The sequence below is a fragment of the Tardiphaga sp. vice304 genome, from assembly GCF_007018905.1.
GTDB lineage: Bacteria > Pseudomonadota > Alphaproteobacteria > Rhizobiales > Xanthobacteraceae > Tardiphaga.
The window spans coordinates 1,564,288-1,581,643 of the sequence record NZ_CP041402.1; the positions used below are offsets into that span (position 1 = coordinate 1,564,288).

Consider the following 17,356-nt stretch of genomic DNA (forward strand, 5'->3'; position numbering starts at 1 on the left):
TAAGCCGCGCAGGAGGTAGAACTGAAAGTTCGCTGAGAGGTCTCCCTCCGGTGAAGGCCGTCTTGTCTCGGTTTGGTGAAGTGCTGTGTAACAGTCCTTATGGACAGCAATAGGTGCAGTACTCAGGTTGAGCGGCTCGCGATGGTCGAGACCGGTCGGCGCCGTCGCTGGACGGATGACAAGAAGCTCCGGATCGTTCTGGAAAGTTTGCGGACACCTCGGGCGGTTTCGTCAACGGCGCGGCGGCATGGGATTTCTCGTTCGCTGCTGTTGATCTGGCGGCGATCGTTCGAGGCCAGCACAGGCGATTCCGAACGGCCGAAACCGGCCTTTGTCCCAGCGATGGTGGTGGACGAGGCAGCGGCACCGGACGTCCCACTGCATCAAGCAGCCAAATGGTGATCGATCTCGGAGAGCATGGTCGCGTCATTGTCGACGCGGGCGTCGATGCGGAAGCACTCGCTCGGGTGCTGGCCGTTCTGGGACGCCGATGATTCCGGTCGCGGCAGGTGCCCGGATCTGGATCGCGACCGGTCATACCGACATGCGCAAAGGCATGCAGGGTTTGGCGTTGCTGGTGCAGGAAGGCCTCGGGCGCGATCCCTTTGCCGGCGACGTGTTCGTGTTCCGCGGCCGTGCTGGCACGCTCATCAAGGCGCTCTGGCATGACGGGATCGGCCTGTCGCTTTATACCAAGCGGCTCGACCGGAGGCGCTTCATCTGGCCGTCGACGGTTGACGGTGTCGTGGCGCTGACCGCCGGCCAGATGGGCTATTTGCTGGAGGCGATCGACTGGCGTAATCCGCAACACAGCTGGCGGCCGCAGAGCGCGGGATAGCTGCGAAAAGTCTCGTGAATCGTAAAAAGTCCGCGCCAAATCGCGACTTTTATGATTCCATCAGAGCATGGAAACCGGCCCTGAAAAGCTTCCGGAAGACATTGATGTAGCGCGACAATCAGGATGAGAATCCCGCGACAATCAGGATGAGAATGCGCCGCTGCTGGGGTGACGAAGGGAGGGCGTAGCCCGACCGGAGGCACCCCAGCAGCGGCGTGTCGGCCCGAAGGGGCCTCATTGGCGGTAACGGCGGCTGGTAAAGCATCGGCTTCTCCTTCGAGAGGACCAGTGCTTTGGCCGGCCGGCATGTCACCGATCAACAAATGAGGCTTTTCATGAGCTTGCGTCGCAACCATTCGCCAGCCGTCGCCGCTGCAAAGGCTGGTTTCAGCACCTCCGCCGCCTACCGATACGAGAAGGATCCCCGACTTCCGACCCAGAAGAAGGCGCGCCGCGCACGCCGTCGAGCCGATCCGTTCATCGACGTTTGGGAGAACGAAGTTCTGCCGATACTGAGGGCCGCCCCCGGATTGCGGCCGATCGCCGTGTTCGAGGAACTATGCCGGCGGCATCCGGAACTGGGTTCTGGAACGCGGCGGACGCTCGAGCGGCGCATTCGGGCATGGCGGGCGGTGAACGGGCCGGATCGGGAGGTGATCTTCCGTCAGGAACATCCGCCGGGTCGCATGGGGTTGTCGGACTTCACCGAGGTCGCCGATCTCGGCGTCACCATTGCGGGCCAGTTGCTGGACTGCCGGCTCTATCACTTCCGGCTGCCTTTCTCCGGCTTCGAACACGCCCATGTCGTACTCGGTGGCGAAAGTTTTGTCGCGCTGGCGGAAGGCTTGCAGAACGCGCTGTGGTCGCTGGGCGGGGTGCCGGAGCAGCACCGCAGCGACAGCCTGTCAGCCGCGTTCCGCAATCTCGGCGCTGAAGCCAAGGAGGATTTGACGACGCGCTACGAGGCGTTCTGCAGTCATTACGGCATGACGCCGACCCGCAACAATCCCGGCGTGTCGCATGAGAACGGCTCGATCGAAAGTGCGCATGGCCATCTCAAGAGAGCGCTGGCCGATGCCCTGCTGCTGCGTGCCTCTCGCGACTTCGACGATCTTGCGGCCTGGCGGGGTTTTGTCGACGAGATCGTTGGCCGCGGCAACGCGCGCAATGCCAAGCGCATCGATCAGGAGCGGACGGCGCTACAGAAACTGCCGGTCCGCAAGACCGCCGATTATGAGGAGGTCAACGTCGATGTAACGACATCAAGCGCCTTCACGTTGCGCAAGGTGTTTTACTCGGTCCCCTCCCGCTTGATCGGTCACCGGCTGCGGGTGCGTCTCTATGACGACCGGCTCGAATGCTTCCAGGGCGCCACCCACATCGTCACCCTGCGGCGCGGGCGAAGCCAGCCCAACGGCAAACACGGCCATGTCATCGACTATCGTCACGTCATCCATTCGCTGCGCCGCAAACCGATGGCGCTGCTCAATCTGGTCTATCGAGACCAGTTGTTCCCCCGCCGCGTTTACGCTCGTGCGTTCGACGCCTTGCTCGCCGGCATTGGCGAAAGACCAGCCTGCCGTGCCATGGTCGGGCTTCTGGCGCTCGCACATGAACGGGCCTGCGAGGCGGAGCTCGGTGCCGTGCTGCAAGCCACGCTCGACGACGGCATCCTGCCGGATCTCAAGGCGCTGATCGAACGCTTCCGACCGAAGGGCATGGCACTACCGGTCGTCGTCGTCACGCTGCCCTCGCTCGCTATCTACGACCAGATTGCCGCGGCTGTGGGAGAAGCCGCATGAACGCGACCGTCAAGATCGACGCCGCCCGTGTCGAATTGCTGCTCAGCGAACTGCGTCTGCCCGGCATCAAGCTGATCTGGGCCGCCCTGGCGGAAACCGCCGATAAGGAAGGCTGGCCCGCCGCCCGCTTCCTGGCGGCCCTGGCTGAACAGGAGATGGTGGAGCGAAACCGTCGTCGCTTCGAACGTCATCTGGATGAAGCCCGCCTGCCGCCGGGCAAGACCCTCGCTGCATTCGACTTCGATGCCGTGCCGATGATCTCAAAGGCGCAGGTGCAGGCTCTCGCCGCCGGTGACGCCTGGCTCGACAAGGGCGCCAATCTGTTGTGTTTTGGTCCCCCTGGCGGCGGCAAATCGCATCTGGCAGCGGCGCTCGGCATGTCCCTGATCGAAAACGGTTGGCGCGTGTTGTTCACCAGAACTACCGATCTCGTGCAAAAACTCCAGATCGCGCGCCGCGACCTCACGCTCGAAGCGGCGATCGCCAAGCTCGACAAATATCACCTGCTGATCCTCGACGATCTTGCCTATGTGACCAAAGATCAAGCCGAGACCAGCGTTCTGTTCGAACTGATCAGCGCCCGCTACGAACGCCGCTCAATGCTCATCACCGCCAATCAGCCATTCGGTGAATGGGGAAAAATCTTCCCGGACCAAGCCATGACGCTGGCGGCGATCGACCGCCTCGTCCACCACGCCACGATCCTCGAAATGAATGTCGACAGCTATCGCCGAAAAGAGGCTGTCGACAAAGCCCGCGGAGCCGGAAGGCCGCCAACGCGCGCGACAATCAAAGCGTCATCCTGATTGTCGCTCCACGACAATCAACTCCACGACACGCAATTATCACTTGCGTTATCGTCAGGCCGCGACAATCATCCCCACGCCGCGACCGCTAAATTGCCATCCTGATTGTCGCGCTTCCCATCCAGATTGACGCGCTACACATTGAGGCGCTGCACGCAACGTTGCTTGCGACGCGCGCCGAACTCGCCATCGTTCGTGCCCAGCAGTCCGACGATCAGGCGCTGATCGCCCATCTGAAGCTACAGATCGAAAAGCTGAACCGCGATCGTTACGGGCCGCGCTCGGAGCGGTCCGCCCGCCTTCTGGATCAGCTCGAACTGACGCTGGAGGAGCTCGAGGCCAAGGCGACCGAGGACGAACTGGCGGCGGAAATGGCCGCGGCCAAGGTCATGAGCGCAACCACTACCGTGGCGTCGTTCTCCCGCCGCCGGCCGTCCCGCAAGCCGTTCCCCGAGCATCTGCCTCGCGAGCGCGTGATCGTGCCTGGGCCGGTGTCGTGCGCGTGCTGCGGCGGTGCCCGGTTGTCGAAACTCGGCGAAGACATCACAGAGACGCTGGAGGTGATCCCGAAATCCTGGAAGGTGATCCAGCACGTCCGGGAAAAGTTCAGCTGCCGGGATTGCGAGAAGATCTCCCAGGCGCCGGCGCCGTTCCACGTCATCGCCCGCGGCTGGGCGGGCCCGAGCCTGTTGGCGATGGTGCTGTTTGAGAAGTTTGGCCAGCACCAGCCGCTGAATCGGCAAGCCGAGCGCTATGCCAAAGAGGGCGTGCCGATCAGCCTGTCGACGCTGGCGGACCAGGTCGGCGGCTGCGCAGTCGCGCTAATGCCGCTGTTCCAGCGCCTTGAGGCCCATGTGCTCAGCGCCGAGCGGTTGCACGGCGACGACACCACGGTGCCGGTTCTGGCGAAGGGCAAGACCTCGACAGGCCGGATCTGGGTCTATGTCCGGGATGACAAGCCGTTCGGCGGACCAGCACCGCCAGGTGCCGTATTTGATTACTCACGCGATCGCGCAGGTGAGCATCCACAGGCGCATCTGGCCGGCTACAGCGGACTGTTCCAGGCCGATGCCTATGGCGGCTATGGAAAGCTTTACAGCGCCGGCCGCAACGCAGGCCCGATTTTGGAAGCCGCGTGCTGGGTCCACGCTCGACGGCCATTCTTCGTGATGGCCGATCTGGCGGAGAACGCGCGCCGCAAGGTGCAAGGCAAGAAGCCCGTGGTAATCTCTCCGCTGGCGCTGGAAGCCGTCCGCCGCATCGACGCACTGTTCGAGATTGAGCGTGGCATTAATGGCGAAACGCCCGAACGGCGACGAGCCGTGCGTCAGGAATTGAGCGCACCCTTGGTCGGCGATCTGGAAGTCTGGATGCGGGAGCAACGCGCTAAACTCGCGCGTAGCAACGACGTCGCCAAGGCAATGGATTACATGCTGAAGCGCTGGAGCTCGTTTGACCTGCCCCTGAACTTTCATCCAGTGGCAATTAGAGTCTCGGCGGATGTTACGCCGTTCGGCGCGGGGTGAGCAACGTGCGAGTGGCGGAGCTGGTCGGGGTTGCGCAGCCGCTCGCACGTTGCGGTTAGGTTGGCGGCATAGGCCGCAGGGGTCAGGTAGCCCAGCGAGGAATGCGGGCGCTGGCAGTTGTAGTCGTCGGCCCAATCCGCAATTTTGGCCCGGGCGTGGTCGAGCCCGAAGAACAGGGTTTCATTGAGAAGCTCGTCGCGCATCCGACCGTTGAAGCTTTCACAAAAGCCGTTTTGCATGGGCTTTCCCGGTGCGATGAAGTGCCAGGCTATCTGGTTGTTCTCCGACCAGGTCAGCATGGCGTTGCAGGTGAACTCGGTCCCGTTGTCCGAGACGATCATGCCAGGCCTGCCGCGGCGATCGATCAACGCCGTCAGTTCGCGCGCCACCCGCCGTCCCGGGATTGAGGTGTCGGGGATCGCCGCCAGGCATTCCCGGGTCACGTCATCGACGATATTCAGGATCCGGAAGCGGCGACCATTAGCGAACTGGTCGTGGACAAAATCCAGCGACCAGCGGGAATTCGGCCGAGCCTCGACCAGAATGGGCGCCCGGGTGCCGACCGCGCGGCGGCGGGCCCGGCGCTTGCGGACGCTGAGGCCTTCCTCCCGATAGAGCCGGTAAATCCGGTTCAACCCGGACGGCTCGCCCTGTTGACGCAGCAGCACAAACAGTCGGCGATAACCGAAGCGCCGGCGGGCGTTGGCGAGCTCGCGCAGTTGGACGCGCAGTTCGCCATCCGGCGGCCGGCACGACCGGTAGCGGATCATCTTGCGGTCGGCGCTGACGATGGTGCAGGCCCGCCGTTCTGACAGGCCCAGTTTGGCCTGCAGATGCGCGACAGCCTCGCGCTGGACGGCGGGCCCTACCATTTTTTTGACAGAAGCTCGCGTAACGCCGCGGCATCCAACATCTGTTCGGCCAGCAGCTTCTTCAGCTTGGCGTTCTCGTCCTCGAGCTGCCGCAGCCGCTTGGCCTCAGAGACGTCCATCCCGCCGAATTTGGCCCTCCAATTATACAGTGTCGCTTCCGAGACGCCGTGCTTGCGCGCCAGATCGGCGGCTTTCGCCCCCGCCTCATGCTCGCGCAGAACACCGATAATCTGCTCTTCCGTAAACCTGGTTCGCTTCATTGGTCCGTCCTTCAGTGGGCCGGACTCTAACTTCATCTGGAGGAAATCGGCAGGGGCAGGTCACGTTCACCCGCTTCCTCGAAGATGGCCGCGTTTGCCTGTCGAACAACGCCGCCGAACGTGCCGTGCGCGGTATCGCTTTGGGCCGCAAGTCCTGGCTGTTCTGCGGCTCCGATCGTGGCGGCGACCGCGCCGCACTGATGTACAGTATGATCGTCACTGCCAAGATGAACGATGTGGATCCGCAGGCCTGGCTCGCCGACGTCCTGGCGCGCATCGCCGAGCATCCCGCCCACAGGCTCGACGAACTGCCACCGTGGAATTGGCGCGACCGCTTCCAGCACGTTGATCAGGCCGCCTGAGTCACTGCTACGCGGTTCTCACCGGATGCTTACCCTGAATCAAGCATGTTTTGGAAGTAAACGCGCAGCATCGTCGTCCTTGGTTGCGTCCGCATGCATGGTTTTGTCGACAACGTCCGCTGCGTGTTACGATCTATCGTCGAGAAGCTTCATCAGCTCGACCGCTTTCAAGATAGCGCGCGTTCTCAAGGGAGACACAAATCTTCTTATCGTTCAACGTTTCAATACTGCACATAACGCCTTTGCAGCGTCTTCGACCGCTCGCCCAGCCTCTCTGACCGTATTATTAAAACGTATGAAGCCGTGATTCACGCCCGGATAGACGACAAGACTATTAGGGACACCGGAGGCGTCGAGCTTTTGCTTTAGTGCATAAGCGTCATCAAGCAGCGGATCGAGCGTGCCAATTGCCTGGTGCACTGGCGGCAATTTCGATAGGTCTCCAATTAGGGGGCAAGCGCGCCAGTCGAGGCGCTGCCCCGGCTCTTGTAGATAAGTCTCCCAGATCCATTCCATCTGACTCTGTGATAATCCGTAAGCCCCAGTGCCAAGTCTGGTCCAGCTCTCTGTATCGGTTCGGCCAGAGAATACCCCATAGAATAGCAGCAGAAATTGCAGCGGTAGTTCGCCACAGTCGCGGCGCAGCATTTCTGCAACGAGCGCCAGATTAGCTCCCGCCGAGTCGCCACCGGCCGCTACCATAGAATCATCGGCGCCCCAATCGGCGGCGTGTCGTTGTGCGTGATTAATGACGGCGACTGCGTCTATCACGCCGGCAGGAAACGCATATTCCGGCGCCAGACGGTAATCGACGTTTAGCACAAAGATGCCAGCGAGCCTGACTAGGTCGCGCATTAGGCCGCCCCAACCTTCAGCACTTCCATAGATGAAACCGCCGCCATGAAAGTAAACAAGCAGCGGTACTGGTGTTGGCGATGCATAACCGTAAAAATGGCATGAGATAGGTCCGTCTGGACCTGAAACAGCGACGTCGAACTCGAGTTCAACTGGTTCTGTTTGGCAAGACAAATAGGCGCCAATGCGGTCCTGAACGGCACGGACATCGAAGAGCGCTGACCCGCGCGGCTCGAGCGCTGTGAGGCCAAGCTTTTTTAGAGCCGCGATCGCGGCGATCATCTCGGGATCAAGGACTCCACCCGATATGCCGGGGCTTGTCACAGTATCTCACGACCGTCAGACAAAACAAAGCGGTCCAGTCTCAAGCTTTTGAGGAAGCTCTTTGTCATCAAAGTCCTCCTAGTACCATGTCCGAGCAATAAATACGCCTGGCTATATCAGCAAGAAAACGACCGGGAAATAGCAGCTGCACAGTCCGTAATCACCAATCCTAAGCTTTCTACTATCATTAATCCTTCCCCCCCCCCACCGCCCGCCTTAAATATCACAACGGCCTTGGTCAACGACCGGCTTTGACCTGAGCAGCAAACGCGTTCATAGTCACAAGGGCGGCCGGCGACCAGGAGCAGCAGTCGCCGATCGCATCCACGTTTAGCGTGTATGTTGCCACGCCCCGGCCGTTTCCAGAATTTGCATCGATTGGTCGGTGATTTCTGCTAACGGGCCATCGCCACCAATCACAAACATTAGAATTGATTCTTGGTTTGGATCGCCATCAGCCGTGACGTTTTCGAAGCGTCGCGCTACACCGGGCGGAAATGAAACCACGTCATACGGGCCAGCATCCACGTAATCAACGCCGCCAATTTCATTTTCCCAACTACAGCGCCAAGTGCCCGTCATGGGAATGAACGTCTCGTTGGTGTCGTGATTGTGCATCATCGGACCGTTGCCCGGCTTGGCACGGCAATAACCGAGGTTAAAGCCTTCGGAAATCTTGATCGCAGCCATACGTGACGCGTTATCTCCGACTGGAGACCTCACAGCTCCCCCTTCACCCTTTGGGGGCTGAAAACCAATCACGTTGTAGAGGGTACGGATGCAGCCTTCCATCTTACTGTCTGGAAGGCCGCCATCCGAGCCCTTGAGATCCTTAAAGTACGCGACCCGCTTCAACATTTCGGTGCGAGCCAGGCCAGAACGAGGAAGGTTTTCCATATTATTCCCTTTCTTTTGCGGGTCCAAACGATGAGATCTTATCTTTCACAACGGGGGCACGCGCGCTGTGCAAGGTAATAGCATGACAGATGAGGAGATCTGCGCGCTCTACATCGCTGAGACGATTCCCGCTGCTGATCGTCAGACGTACTGAGCATTTGCTCATTTTGTGCACAGTCGCAAATGACTGTCAAGCACTACACAAGCTGTAAGATCATTGAACTGCATCGACAGGTCACGAACAGCATTACATCTTCAGCGCGCGCTTCCTCGGCCGAAATCATGCGTCAACATTTGCCAGTTCAGTTTGCGCCGAGAGCCAAGTGTTGACTTCCGTCGTGACAGGCACTGGTCGCATAAGTGCGCCGATATGCTGCAGCGCACGCTCCGAACTTGCTCGGAAGGGCAGTTTGCTCAAAATTAGTAAAACAGAAAGGAGCCCGTGCGACCGGCTGCGCCTATTCTGTCACCTTAGCTGGAACTACTAGACCAGCCGTATACTCCCGATCTCGCTTCAGCGCAAAAGCACGTTGCTGGAGTGTACTAGCACTTGTTGCTTGACATTACTTATGAGGTCATACCGAGCAAGGCCGTCAGCCCGGCGCACGCTTTTTCCGAATTGAGACGTTTTTCTTTCGTCCTGCTGCAGAGTTCAGTAGCGAAGGCGCTGTCCGTCCAACACCATCGAGAAAATTGTCGACGATCATGTCTGCAATCTTGTCGGTCTGAAGGCTTACGGGTGTGCCATGAATGTGTTTTCTTATCAGGTAATAGATAACGGTGGAGTGTAGATGCCACGCAAGTTCAAGGTCCAACGAATTTATCGGCTGCGATTTGTATCCATCGTCGCTCAATCGGAGTTCCGTTGCTATCTTGCCAAGGAGGCGTGTGACGGGACCTTGAATGTACCGCTTGGTCAGGTCGCTTCCTTCCAAACTGGAATGCATTGCGACGCGAATCCAGTTGCGATCATCAACCGCTACAAAATATGATCGAAAGAACTCCTTTAACCGTTGACGTAAAGGACGTGTTTTATCGGCGAGCGCGTCTTCCCAGAGAGGATCCCATCGGGACAGAAAGGTCTTCTCATAGACCCGTTCGATCAAATTCTCCTTTGATCCAAAATATCGAAAAATCAAAGCCTGCGACACTCCTATGTGGTCCGCGAGTCCGCGTGTCTCAGCTTTGAAACCCTTTTCAGCAAAAAACTGGACGGCGGCGTCAAGTATCATGCGTTCCCTCTCCTGAGGTATCAGCCTTTCACGCGGCGGCTTCCTGACCTTTGGAGCCTTGTCCGGCCGGGCGACCGTAGCACCTGTTCTATTCTTCAACATCTGTTGTCTCTAGTATTACGAGCTGGCGACAAACTATGTAGTCGGTACTTCCAGCAGCGTGAGGATGCCTATTGTTGTTTTAGGTTCAATGAGCTTCCGACCCTGGTGTCTGAATGCTCGTTGAAAACGTGCGATGACGTGATTTTACAACTCTATTTAGCAAGAATGATATGGCGGGAGGCATTTATCTCCCTGAACATCTACGACTTCACTTCGGTTGCTTAGCTCACCTCGGTGGAGTCGTTCGCTACTGTCGGACATATTGCATTGCGAGAGAACCTCTGTTCAGTTCGGCTGTTGACAGAGTCGCCAGCTAATGATCAATTGATTATCAACAAACATGTTTAGATTCAGGGAGAGACATATGGCCGCAAAGCGGAAGGTCGTTATTACTTGCGCAGTGACCGGCGCCATTCATACTCCATCGATGTCACCTCATATCCCGATTACGCCTGACGAAATCATCGCAGATGCTTTGGGGGCCGCGGAGGCCGGGGCGGCTATCCTGCATTTGCATGCTCGTAATCCAGAGAATGGAAAACCAGATCAGACGATCGAAGCATTTAGCCGATTTTTATCGCGGATCAAGCAGCAGACCAACGCTGCGATCAACATCACCACCGGCGGCAGTCCTTTCATGAAAGTCGACGAGCGCGTGAAGCCGGCGCAGCATTTCAGTCCGGAAGTGGCGTCGCTTAACATGGGTTCGATCAATTTCGGGCTCTTTCACCTGCTCGACAAGTACAAGAATTTCAAGCACGCGTGGGAGCCGGAGTTTCTCGAGTCGACGCGTGACCTTGTATTCCGCAACTCATTCAAAGACATCGAGTTTATCCTCAAAACCTGCTACGAGAACAACACTCGGTTTGAGTTCGAGTGCTACGACATCGCTCATCTCTATAATCTGAACCATTTTCTGGAGCGCGGACTGGTAAAGCCGCCATTGTTCGTACAATCAGTATTCGGCATCCTCGGTGGCATCGGAACGCATGTCGAAGACGTCTTGCACATGAAGCGCACCGCGGACCGACTGTTTGGTGACCAGTATAGATGGTCAGTGCTCGGCGCGGGCGCATCACAGATGCGCATTGCTGCGATGTCTGCGTCAATGGGTGGCAACGTCCGCGTCGGTCTGGAAGACTCGCTGTGGGCCGGACCCGGCAAGCTCGCCACATCGAGCGCCGATCAGGTTCGTCTAGTCCGCAAGATCATCGAAGGTATGGGACTTGAGATCGCCACGCCCGACGAGGCCCGTGAGATCTTAACTCTGAAGGGTGCCGACCAGGTGAATTTTTGACAGCAGTGAGTTCTTAGTGCGCTCAGTCTGCCAACAAATGCCGCCTACCGAAGCTGGCAGGCGACCTGCTCGTGAATGACCAATGGGGCAAAAAGCCCCGGCTTTAGGGAGGGTATTATGACCAAAATCACACGTCGTCAAACGTTGTCGCTTGCCGGCGCGGCATTTTTGGCCACCAGCTTGCCGGCGGCCGCGCAGTCTGGGCCGATCAAGATCGGCTTCGGCATCGCGCTGACCGGCGGAATCGCCAGCGGCGGTAAGTCTGCGCTGCTTGCGTATCAGATCTGGGCCGAGGAAGTGAACGCCCGCGGCGGTCTGCTCGGCCGTAAGGTGGAGCTCGTGAATTACGACGACCAATCCAATCCCGCCACTGTGCCCGGTATCTATTCCAAGCTGCTCGATGTCGACAAGGTCGATCTCGTGATATCGGGTTATGGGACGGTGCCCACCGCAGCGTCTATGCCGATAGTGATGCAGAAGGGAAAGATGTTCCTATCCCTCTTTGCGTTAGCAAGTAACGACGAATTTAAGTACGACCGATACTTTCAAATGCAGCCGAACGGCACTAACGCTAAAATAGAGTTTTCACGTGGCTATTTCGACTTGGCCTCTAAGCTATTGCCAAAGCCCCAGACCGTAGCGTTGGTCGGAGCCGACGCCGAGTTCGGCATTGTGGCCATCGAAGGCGCGCGTGAGAACGCAAAGAAGGCCGGCATTAAAGTCGTTTATGATCGCAGCTATCCGCCGAACACGCAGGATTTTGGGTCGATCGTTCGGGCGATCAAGGCGACCAATCCTGATCTTCTGTTCATTGGATCCTATCCACCAGACTCCGCAGGCATGATCCGCGCCATCCATGAAGTGGGCTTCAGCGCACGGATGGTCGGCGGCGGCATGATAGGGCTGCAATTCGCGGCCCTCAAGCAGCAGCTCGGTCCGATGCTGAACAACATCGTCGCTTACGACCTTTACGTACCGGAACCGACGATGAATTTCCCCGGCGTCGCGCCGTTCTTGGCCAAATACCGCGAGCGCGCCGCGCAGGCAGGCGTCGATCCGCTCGGCAACTATGTCCCGCCTTTTGCCTATGCCGAGATGCAGATTCTTGAACAAGCCGTCACCGCTACCAATTCGCTCGACGACAAGAAGCTGGCGGACTACATGCGCGTCACCAAGTTCCCGACGATCATGGGCGACATCAAGTTCGGCGATCGCGGCGAGTGGGCAGAGCCCCGTGTCCTGCTGGTCCAGTACCGCGGCGTCGTCGGCAACGATGTGGAGCAGTTCAAGCAGGCCGGCAAGCAGCTAATTCTCGACCCCCCTGCCTTCAAGTCCGGCGAACTGATCACGCCGTTCGAACCGATTAAGCGCTGAATATGTATGACGGCCGGAACGCAGTATGACATTCAGCATGGACCTTCTGACGAACGCGCTGGTCGCCGGCATCATGCTCGGCGGTTTCTATTGCGCCGTCGCTGTTGGCATCACGATCGCTTTCGGCATGCTGGATGTCGTTAACATCGCACATCCGGCCTTCATCATAACGGGCGGCTTCATCGCGTATTTTTTCAATACCGCTTTCGGTTTTGATCCGCTGTTGGTCGGGGTGCTCACGATGATCCCCGCGTTCATCGTGGGTATGCTTGTCTATAAATATTACTACTATGTATTCGAACGACGCGGCGAAGACTCGCTTCAGGGGCTGGCGTTCTTCTTTGGCTTGCTGTTCATCATCGAAGTGGCATTGCTGCTGGTTTTCGGCGTCGATTACCGTTTCGTCGAGGCGAGCTATATCGGGCCAACCATCTCCGCAGGCTTCGTCTCCGTGCCGCTGCGGCTGTTGGTGCCGCTGGTTGTTGGCCTAACCACGATTGGCGCGATCATGATCTTTATGTCGCGTACTTATATCGGCAAGGCGATCATTGCCGTGTCCCAGGATCCCTTAGCGCTGCGGCTTGTCGGCGGCAATCCGGTCAAGATTAAAGAGATCGCGTTCGGACTGTCGATAGCGACCGCCGTGCTATCCGGCGCGCTGCTGATAATCATCCAGCCAATTGAGCCTTCGCTCGGCCGCGATTTTATTGGCCGCGTGTTTGCCATTGCGGTGCTGGGTGGCATGACGAGCCTCCCTGGAACGATCCTCGCTTCCATGATTCTCGGCGTCGCCGAGAGCATGACCACCACCTTCTTCGGTCCTTCGTGGTCGCCGGCAGTGGCGTTCGGCCTGCTGTTGGTGACGCTGGCGGTTAAACCCGCGGGGATCTTGGGCCGATGAGCAATTTAGCATCCTCCACCCCGTCGCACTGGCGCACGACTATTCGCGCCGTGCTCAAGACCGCCGGCGTTTGTGCCGCGATCGGCATCGGCCTAGTCATGACGCTGGACTTTGCAGGCACCGATTACGCGTTCCTTGCCGCCTACACGATCTTACAATATGTTGCGCTGGCAACTGCTTGGAACATCCTCGGCGGCTACGCCGGCTACGTTAATTTCGGCGTCGCAGCGTTTTACGCGGTTGGCGTCTACACCAGCGTGGTGATTTATAAGACGCTGCAATGGCCATTGCTCTTCACCATCCCGCTGGCCGCCTTGGTCGCTGGTCTGCTTGGATTGGGGATGGGCTACTTGACGCTGCGGCTGCGCGGCGTGTTCTTTTCGATCGCAACGTTGGCGCTGTCCGTGGTGCTTAACACGCTGATTGTCAACTGGTCGTTCGTGGGTGGCTCGCGCGGCGTTTATATCATTCATCCAGCGACCATGCCGTATTTCGGATCATACGCGCGGTACCTGCTGATCGTAATGCTGCTGATCGCGATCGGATCGGTGCTGGTCGCCCGGTACATCGAGCATTCCTGGATCGGTAACGGTCTGGCGGCGTTGAAGGACGATGAATTGGCTGCCGAATGCGCCGGCGTGCCGTCGATGAAGATGAAGTTAATTGCAACCACGGTCAGTGGAGCGCTGCTCGGCATTGTCGGCGCACCATTCCCTTATTTTGTGACCTATATCGATCCCGCATCCGCCTTCAGCCTGTCGGTTGCCGTTAACGCCATCGCTATGCCTCTAATCGGCGGCACCGCAACATGGATCGGTCCGGTGATCGGCGCCCTGCTCCTAGGGACGCTCCAGCAGGTCGCGACTGTCACAATCTCGTCGGCACTGAACCTGCTGCTCGTCGGCGTGCTCTTGGTTTTGTTCGTCTCGGTTGCGCCGAATGGCATCGTAGGGTTCGTCAAGAATATTTGGGAGAGGAAGCGCAAATGAGCAAATCTCCAATGCTTTCCTCGCGCGGACTCGTGAAGCGCTTTGGCGGTTTTACTGCGCTCAACGGCATCGACTTCGATCTGGGCGAGCGAGAACGCGTCGGGTTAATTGGACCGAACGGTTCCGGCAAGAGCACCTTTGTAAATTGCTTGACCGGTGCGCTGCGCCCGGAGGAGGGTCGCGTGGCCTTCGACGGCGACGACATCACAGAAATGGCGGCCTGGAGGCGTGCGCATGCGGGTTTAGCGCGCAGCTTTCAAATCCCGCGCCCGTTTCGCGGGCTGACGGTGCGCCAGAACATCGGCGTCCCGCTGTCGTTCGTCCGCGGCGTCACTGACCAGGCCGAGCTCGACGTCCGATCGGACGATATCTTAGGCAAAGTGGGACTTCGCGATAGGGCCAGCTCTAGTCCGAAGAACCTGAGCCAAGTTGACTTGAGAAAGCTCGAGCTTGGTCGCGCACTGGCCGCGCAGCCCCGCGTGTTGATCGCGGACGAAGCAATGGCTGGATTGTCAGATTCCGAGGTTGACGAGATTCTCGATTTGCTGATCGAACTTAACGAGAGTGGTATCGGCATTATCCTTATCGAGCACATCATGCGCGCGGTGATCAGGTTTTCGCAGCGGATTGTCGTTTTTGTCGCCGGCGCCAAGATCGCCGACGGCGATCCGCGCGAGGTCATGCAGCATCCGGAAGTGGTGAGGGCCTACCTTGGCCAATAATCTGACTATCCAGGGCATCAATGCCGGGTACGGCGCAGTAACGGTGCTGTCCGACGTCAGCATTCGCGTCGGCGACGGCGAAACAGTGGCGCTCCTCGGCACCAATGGCAACGGTAAGACGACACTGATGCGTTGCATCACCGGACAGATTAGGCCGAGCAGGGGTAGCATTACTGCCGAAATCGACGGAAAGCATCACAATCTTGTCGGCCTTTCAACCGAAGAGATCGTAGGCCTCGGTATCTCGCTGGTGCCCGAAGGCCGTCGGCTATTTCCAAAGCTCACCGTTGAGGAAAATCTCGAGCTCGGTGCATACCGCACGGTTGCGCGGGCGCGCATTAAAGAAACAATGGAATATTGCTACGACGCATTTCCGCGTCTGCTTGAGCGCCGCACGCAGATGGCGGGATCCATGAGCGGCGGCGAGCAGCAGATGCTCGCACTAGCACGGGCGCTCATGGCGCGACCGCGGATATTGTTGGTCGACGAGCCGTCAGTTGGGCTCGCGCCCATTCTGGTCGCCCGTATGATCGATAAGATCGCCGAGCTCTCCTCGGCGCTCGGCCTTACCGTCTTGATGGCCGAACAGAACTTCGAGCAGGCCGCGCGCATAGCGCAGCGTGGCTACGTGCTCGTACACGGACAGGTGGTGCTGTCAGCTAATAGCGTCACCGAACTGCGGGACAGCGACATTGTGCGCCGCCTCTATCTGGGTTTCGACTGAGCCCAAATAAAATGCAAGAAAAGGGATCTGCCATGAATATCAAAGTCAGCAAGGAAGCTATTGCCGAGGCAACCAAGAAGTTGTCCAACTGGGGACGCTGGGGGGAGGATGATCAGATCGGTACCCTCAATTACGTGACACCAAAGCACATCACCGAGGCCGCCAAGCTGGTGAAGCAGGGCAAGGTGTTCGGCATGGGCATTCCGCTAAACCAGCAGGGTCCTCAAAGCGGACTTTTTGGCGGACGCTGGAACCCGATTCATACCATGCTCGCCACCGGTACCGACGCGATCGCCGGCCGGCAGGACGAGATCAACAAGATGCGGTATGCCGACGACGCCATAAATATGCCGGTGCAGTCTGCAACTCACTGGGACTCTCTCGGCCATGTTTTTAATCACGACAAGATGTACAACGGCCACGACGCCCGTAACGTCGACAGCCGGGGCGTGCATAAGCTTGGCATCGAACACACTCGCGACCGTATGGTCGGTCGTGGCGTCTTGCTAGATGTCGCGCGTTACAAGGGTGTCGAATCGCTCGATGACGGTTACGCGATCTCGAACGACGAACTTGATGCCGTCGCCAAGAAGCAGGGCGTGACGATACAGGAAGCCGACTTCGTCATCATTCGCACCGGTCACATGGAGCGCTGCTTGAAGAACAATGTTTGGGGCGGCTACGCAGGCGGCGATGCGCCGGGCGTCAAGTTTGAGAACTGCTATTGGAGCTTCGAGAAGAAGCTCGCCGCGATCTGCTCAGACACCTGGGGCGTCGAGGTTCGTCCCAACGAGACACTGGAAGTTGCACAACCTTGGCACTGGGTCGTCATTCCCGCAATGGGATTGACGATGGGGGAGATATTTTACGTGGCGGATCTGGCCGAAGATTGTGCTGCGGACGGAGTCTATGAATTTATGTTCGCCGGCCCCCCGCTGGTGATTACAGGTGGAACCGGTTCGCCGATCAATCCTTTGGCGATTAAGTAGGCTCAGTTACCGATCAAGATCGTGCGGTCTGCATCGAGTGCAAACTCGGGTAGACCGCGCTACTGCAGACGATGGTTCCTAATTCCGCCGCCGTTGTCACCATCTTCGTCGATCTGGCGAGATGATGCGTCCGCCAGCCGATCTGCTTCATCTGCATGGCGGCCCACTTTTAGCTGGAGCCGGATGATGAGCGCGCTAACTTGGGTCGCAATCAACAGGAGTAGTTCAAACGATACTACCGCGATGCCACGGCTAAGATAAGCGGCAAAGTGTTCCCATTGTTTAATGGACATAAAATCTAGTTTTAATATGGACGTTGCAAATGCTTTATTTCGACCGGCGGAAGCCAAAGGATTGGGCGGCGTTCGCAATTGCGGGAGCTCGTCAGTTCGGCAGCTACGATGTCTGTTTTGGCGTATCAAAGCTCTTCAGGTTAAGCGAACAAAATCATGCGCGCGATCGAGTGGCCGACCTGCAAAGGCGA

At 58.4% G+C, this 17,356-nt stretch carries 16 protein-coding genes and 2 pseudogenes; 13 read left to right on the forward strand and 5 right to left on the reverse strand.

The annotated features are described in order from the left end of the window. Positions 1–141 precede the first annotated feature (141 nt). The 5 genes and pseudogenes from tnpA to tnpC all read left to right on the forward strand — a co-directional run. Positions 142–402: an IS66-like element accessory protein TnpA gene (gene tnpA, locus FNL56_RS07360; protein ID WP_246661632.1), complete on the forward strand. Its 261-nt coding sequence runs from the start codon at positions 142–144 to the stop codon at positions 400–402. 88 nt (positions 403–490) lie between these two features. After that, positions 491–838 (forward strand): IS66 family insertion sequence element accessory protein TnpB, encoded by a 348-nt coding sequence (gene tnpB, locus FNL56_RS07365; protein ID WP_143581885.1) that lies wholly within the window; start codon positions 491–493, stop codon positions 836–838. A gap of 293 nt (positions 839–1,131) precedes the next feature. Then, entirely contained in the window at positions 1,132–2,640 is a 1,509-nt protein-coding gene (istA, locus tag FNL56_RS07370) for an IS21 family transposase (RefSeq protein ID WP_143581886.1), read from the forward strand. Next, entirely contained in the window at positions 2,637–3,446 is an 810-nt protein-coding gene (gene istB / locus FNL56_RS07375; RefSeq protein ID WP_143577608.1) for an IS21-like element helper ATPase IstB, read from the forward strand. The genes istA and istB overlap by 4 nt, the downstream gene beginning before the upstream one ends. Positions 3,447–3,586: 140 nt before the next feature. Then, positions 3,587–4,900 (forward strand): annotated as a pseudogene (gene tnpC, locus FNL56_RS07380) (IS66 family transposase); the annotation flags it as partial. Positions 4,901–4,917: 17 nt separating this feature from the next. Here tnpC and FNL56_RS07385 read toward each other — a convergent pair. After that, positions 4,918–6,104 (reverse strand): IS3 family transposase gene (locus tag FNL56_RS07385; RefSeq protein WP_143581887.1). Its coding sequence is split into 2 segments (ribosomal slippage): positions 4,918–5,852 and positions 5,852–6,104, totalling 1,188 coding nucleotides; the frame shifts between segments, so codons are not numbered across the junction. Between the two features lie 65 nt (positions 6,105–6,169). On the opposite strand from FNL56_RS07385, the pseudogene FNL56_RS07390 reads away from it, so the two are divergent. Continuing rightward, a pseudogene (locus tag FNL56_RS07390) lies at positions 6,170–6,466 on the forward strand (transposase domain-containing protein); the annotation flags it as partial. 213 nt (positions 6,467–6,679) lie between these two features. On the opposite strand, the gene FNL56_RS07395 reads toward FNL56_RS07390, so the two are convergent. From FNL56_RS07395 to FNL56_RS07405, 3 genes are all read right to left on the reverse strand, one after another. Next, positions 6,680–7,603: an alpha/beta hydrolase gene (locus FNL56_RS07395; RefSeq protein WP_143581888.1), complete on the reverse strand. Its 924-nt coding sequence runs from the start codon at positions 7,601–7,603 to the stop codon at positions 6,680–6,682. 372 nt (positions 7,604–7,975) lie between these two features. Continuing rightward, positions 7,976–8,542, reverse strand: coding sequence for a cupin domain-containing protein (locus tag FNL56_RS07400; RefSeq protein ID WP_143581889.1), 567 nt, complete (start codon positions 8,540–8,542; stop codon positions 7,976–7,978). 593 nt (positions 8,543–9,135) lie between these two features. Then, on the reverse strand, positions 9,136–9,774 hold the full coding sequence (locus FNL56_RS07405; RefSeq protein WP_168204643.1) for a TetR/AcrR family transcriptional regulator: 639 nt from the start codon (positions 9,772–9,774) through the stop codon (positions 9,136–9,138). A 466-nt stretch (positions 9,775–10,240) separates the two neighbouring features. On the opposite strand from FNL56_RS07405, the gene FNL56_RS07410 reads away from it, so the two are divergent. The 7 genes from FNL56_RS07410 (at position 10,241) to FNL56_RS07440 (ending at position 16,872) form a co-directional block, all read left to right on the forward strand. Then, complete coding sequence (locus tag FNL56_RS07410; RefSeq protein WP_143581891.1) at positions 10,241–11,173, forward strand: 3-keto-5-aminohexanoate cleavage protein; 933 nt, start codon at positions 10,241–10,243, stop codon at positions 11,171–11,173. Positions 11,174–11,290: 117 nt separating this feature from the next. Beyond that, positions 11,291–12,547 carry an amino acid ABC transporter substrate-binding protein gene (locus tag FNL56_RS07415; protein WP_143581892.1) on the forward strand — a complete coding sequence of 419 codons (1,257 nt, stop codon included), beginning with the start codon at positions 11,291–11,293 and terminating at the stop codon, positions 12,545–12,547. Positions 12,548–12,572: 25 nt separating this feature from the next. Continuing rightward, positions 12,573–13,448, forward strand: coding sequence for a branched-chain amino acid ABC transporter permease (locus FNL56_RS07420; protein WP_143581893.1), 876 nt, complete (start codon positions 12,573–12,575; stop codon positions 13,446–13,448). Next, a complete protein-coding gene (locus FNL56_RS07425) occupies positions 13,445–14,437 on the forward strand; it encodes a branched-chain amino acid ABC transporter permease (RefSeq protein WP_143581894.1) in 993 nt (330 codons plus the stop codon). Before FNL56_RS07420 ends, FNL56_RS07425 begins: the two co-directional genes overlap by 4 nt. Further along, complete coding sequence (locus tag FNL56_RS07430; protein WP_143581895.1) at positions 14,434–15,159, forward strand: ABC transporter ATP-binding protein; 726 nt, start codon at positions 14,434–14,436, stop codon at positions 15,157–15,159. Before FNL56_RS07425 ends, FNL56_RS07430 begins: the two co-directional genes overlap by 4 nt. Beyond that, on the forward strand, positions 15,149–15,883 hold the full coding sequence (locus tag FNL56_RS07435; RefSeq protein ID WP_143581896.1) for an ABC transporter ATP-binding protein: 735 nt from the start codon (positions 15,149–15,151) through the stop codon (positions 15,881–15,883). The genes FNL56_RS07430 and FNL56_RS07435 overlap by 11 nt, the downstream gene beginning before the upstream one ends. 32 nt (positions 15,884–15,915) lie before the next feature. Continuing rightward, positions 15,916–16,872 (forward strand): cyclase family protein, encoded by a 957-nt coding sequence (locus tag FNL56_RS07440; protein WP_246661633.1) that lies wholly within the window; start codon positions 15,916–15,918, stop codon positions 16,870–16,872. Between the two features lie 59 nt (positions 16,873–16,931). Here the strand turns inward: FNL56_RS07440 and FNL56_RS07445 are convergent, their stop codons facing one another. Next, positions 16,932–17,243, reverse strand: a complete 312-nt coding sequence (locus FNL56_RS07445; RefSeq protein WP_143581897.1) for a hypothetical protein — start codon at positions 17,241–17,243, stop codon at positions 16,932–16,934. Between the last annotated feature and the right edge of the window lie 113 nt (positions 17,244–17,356).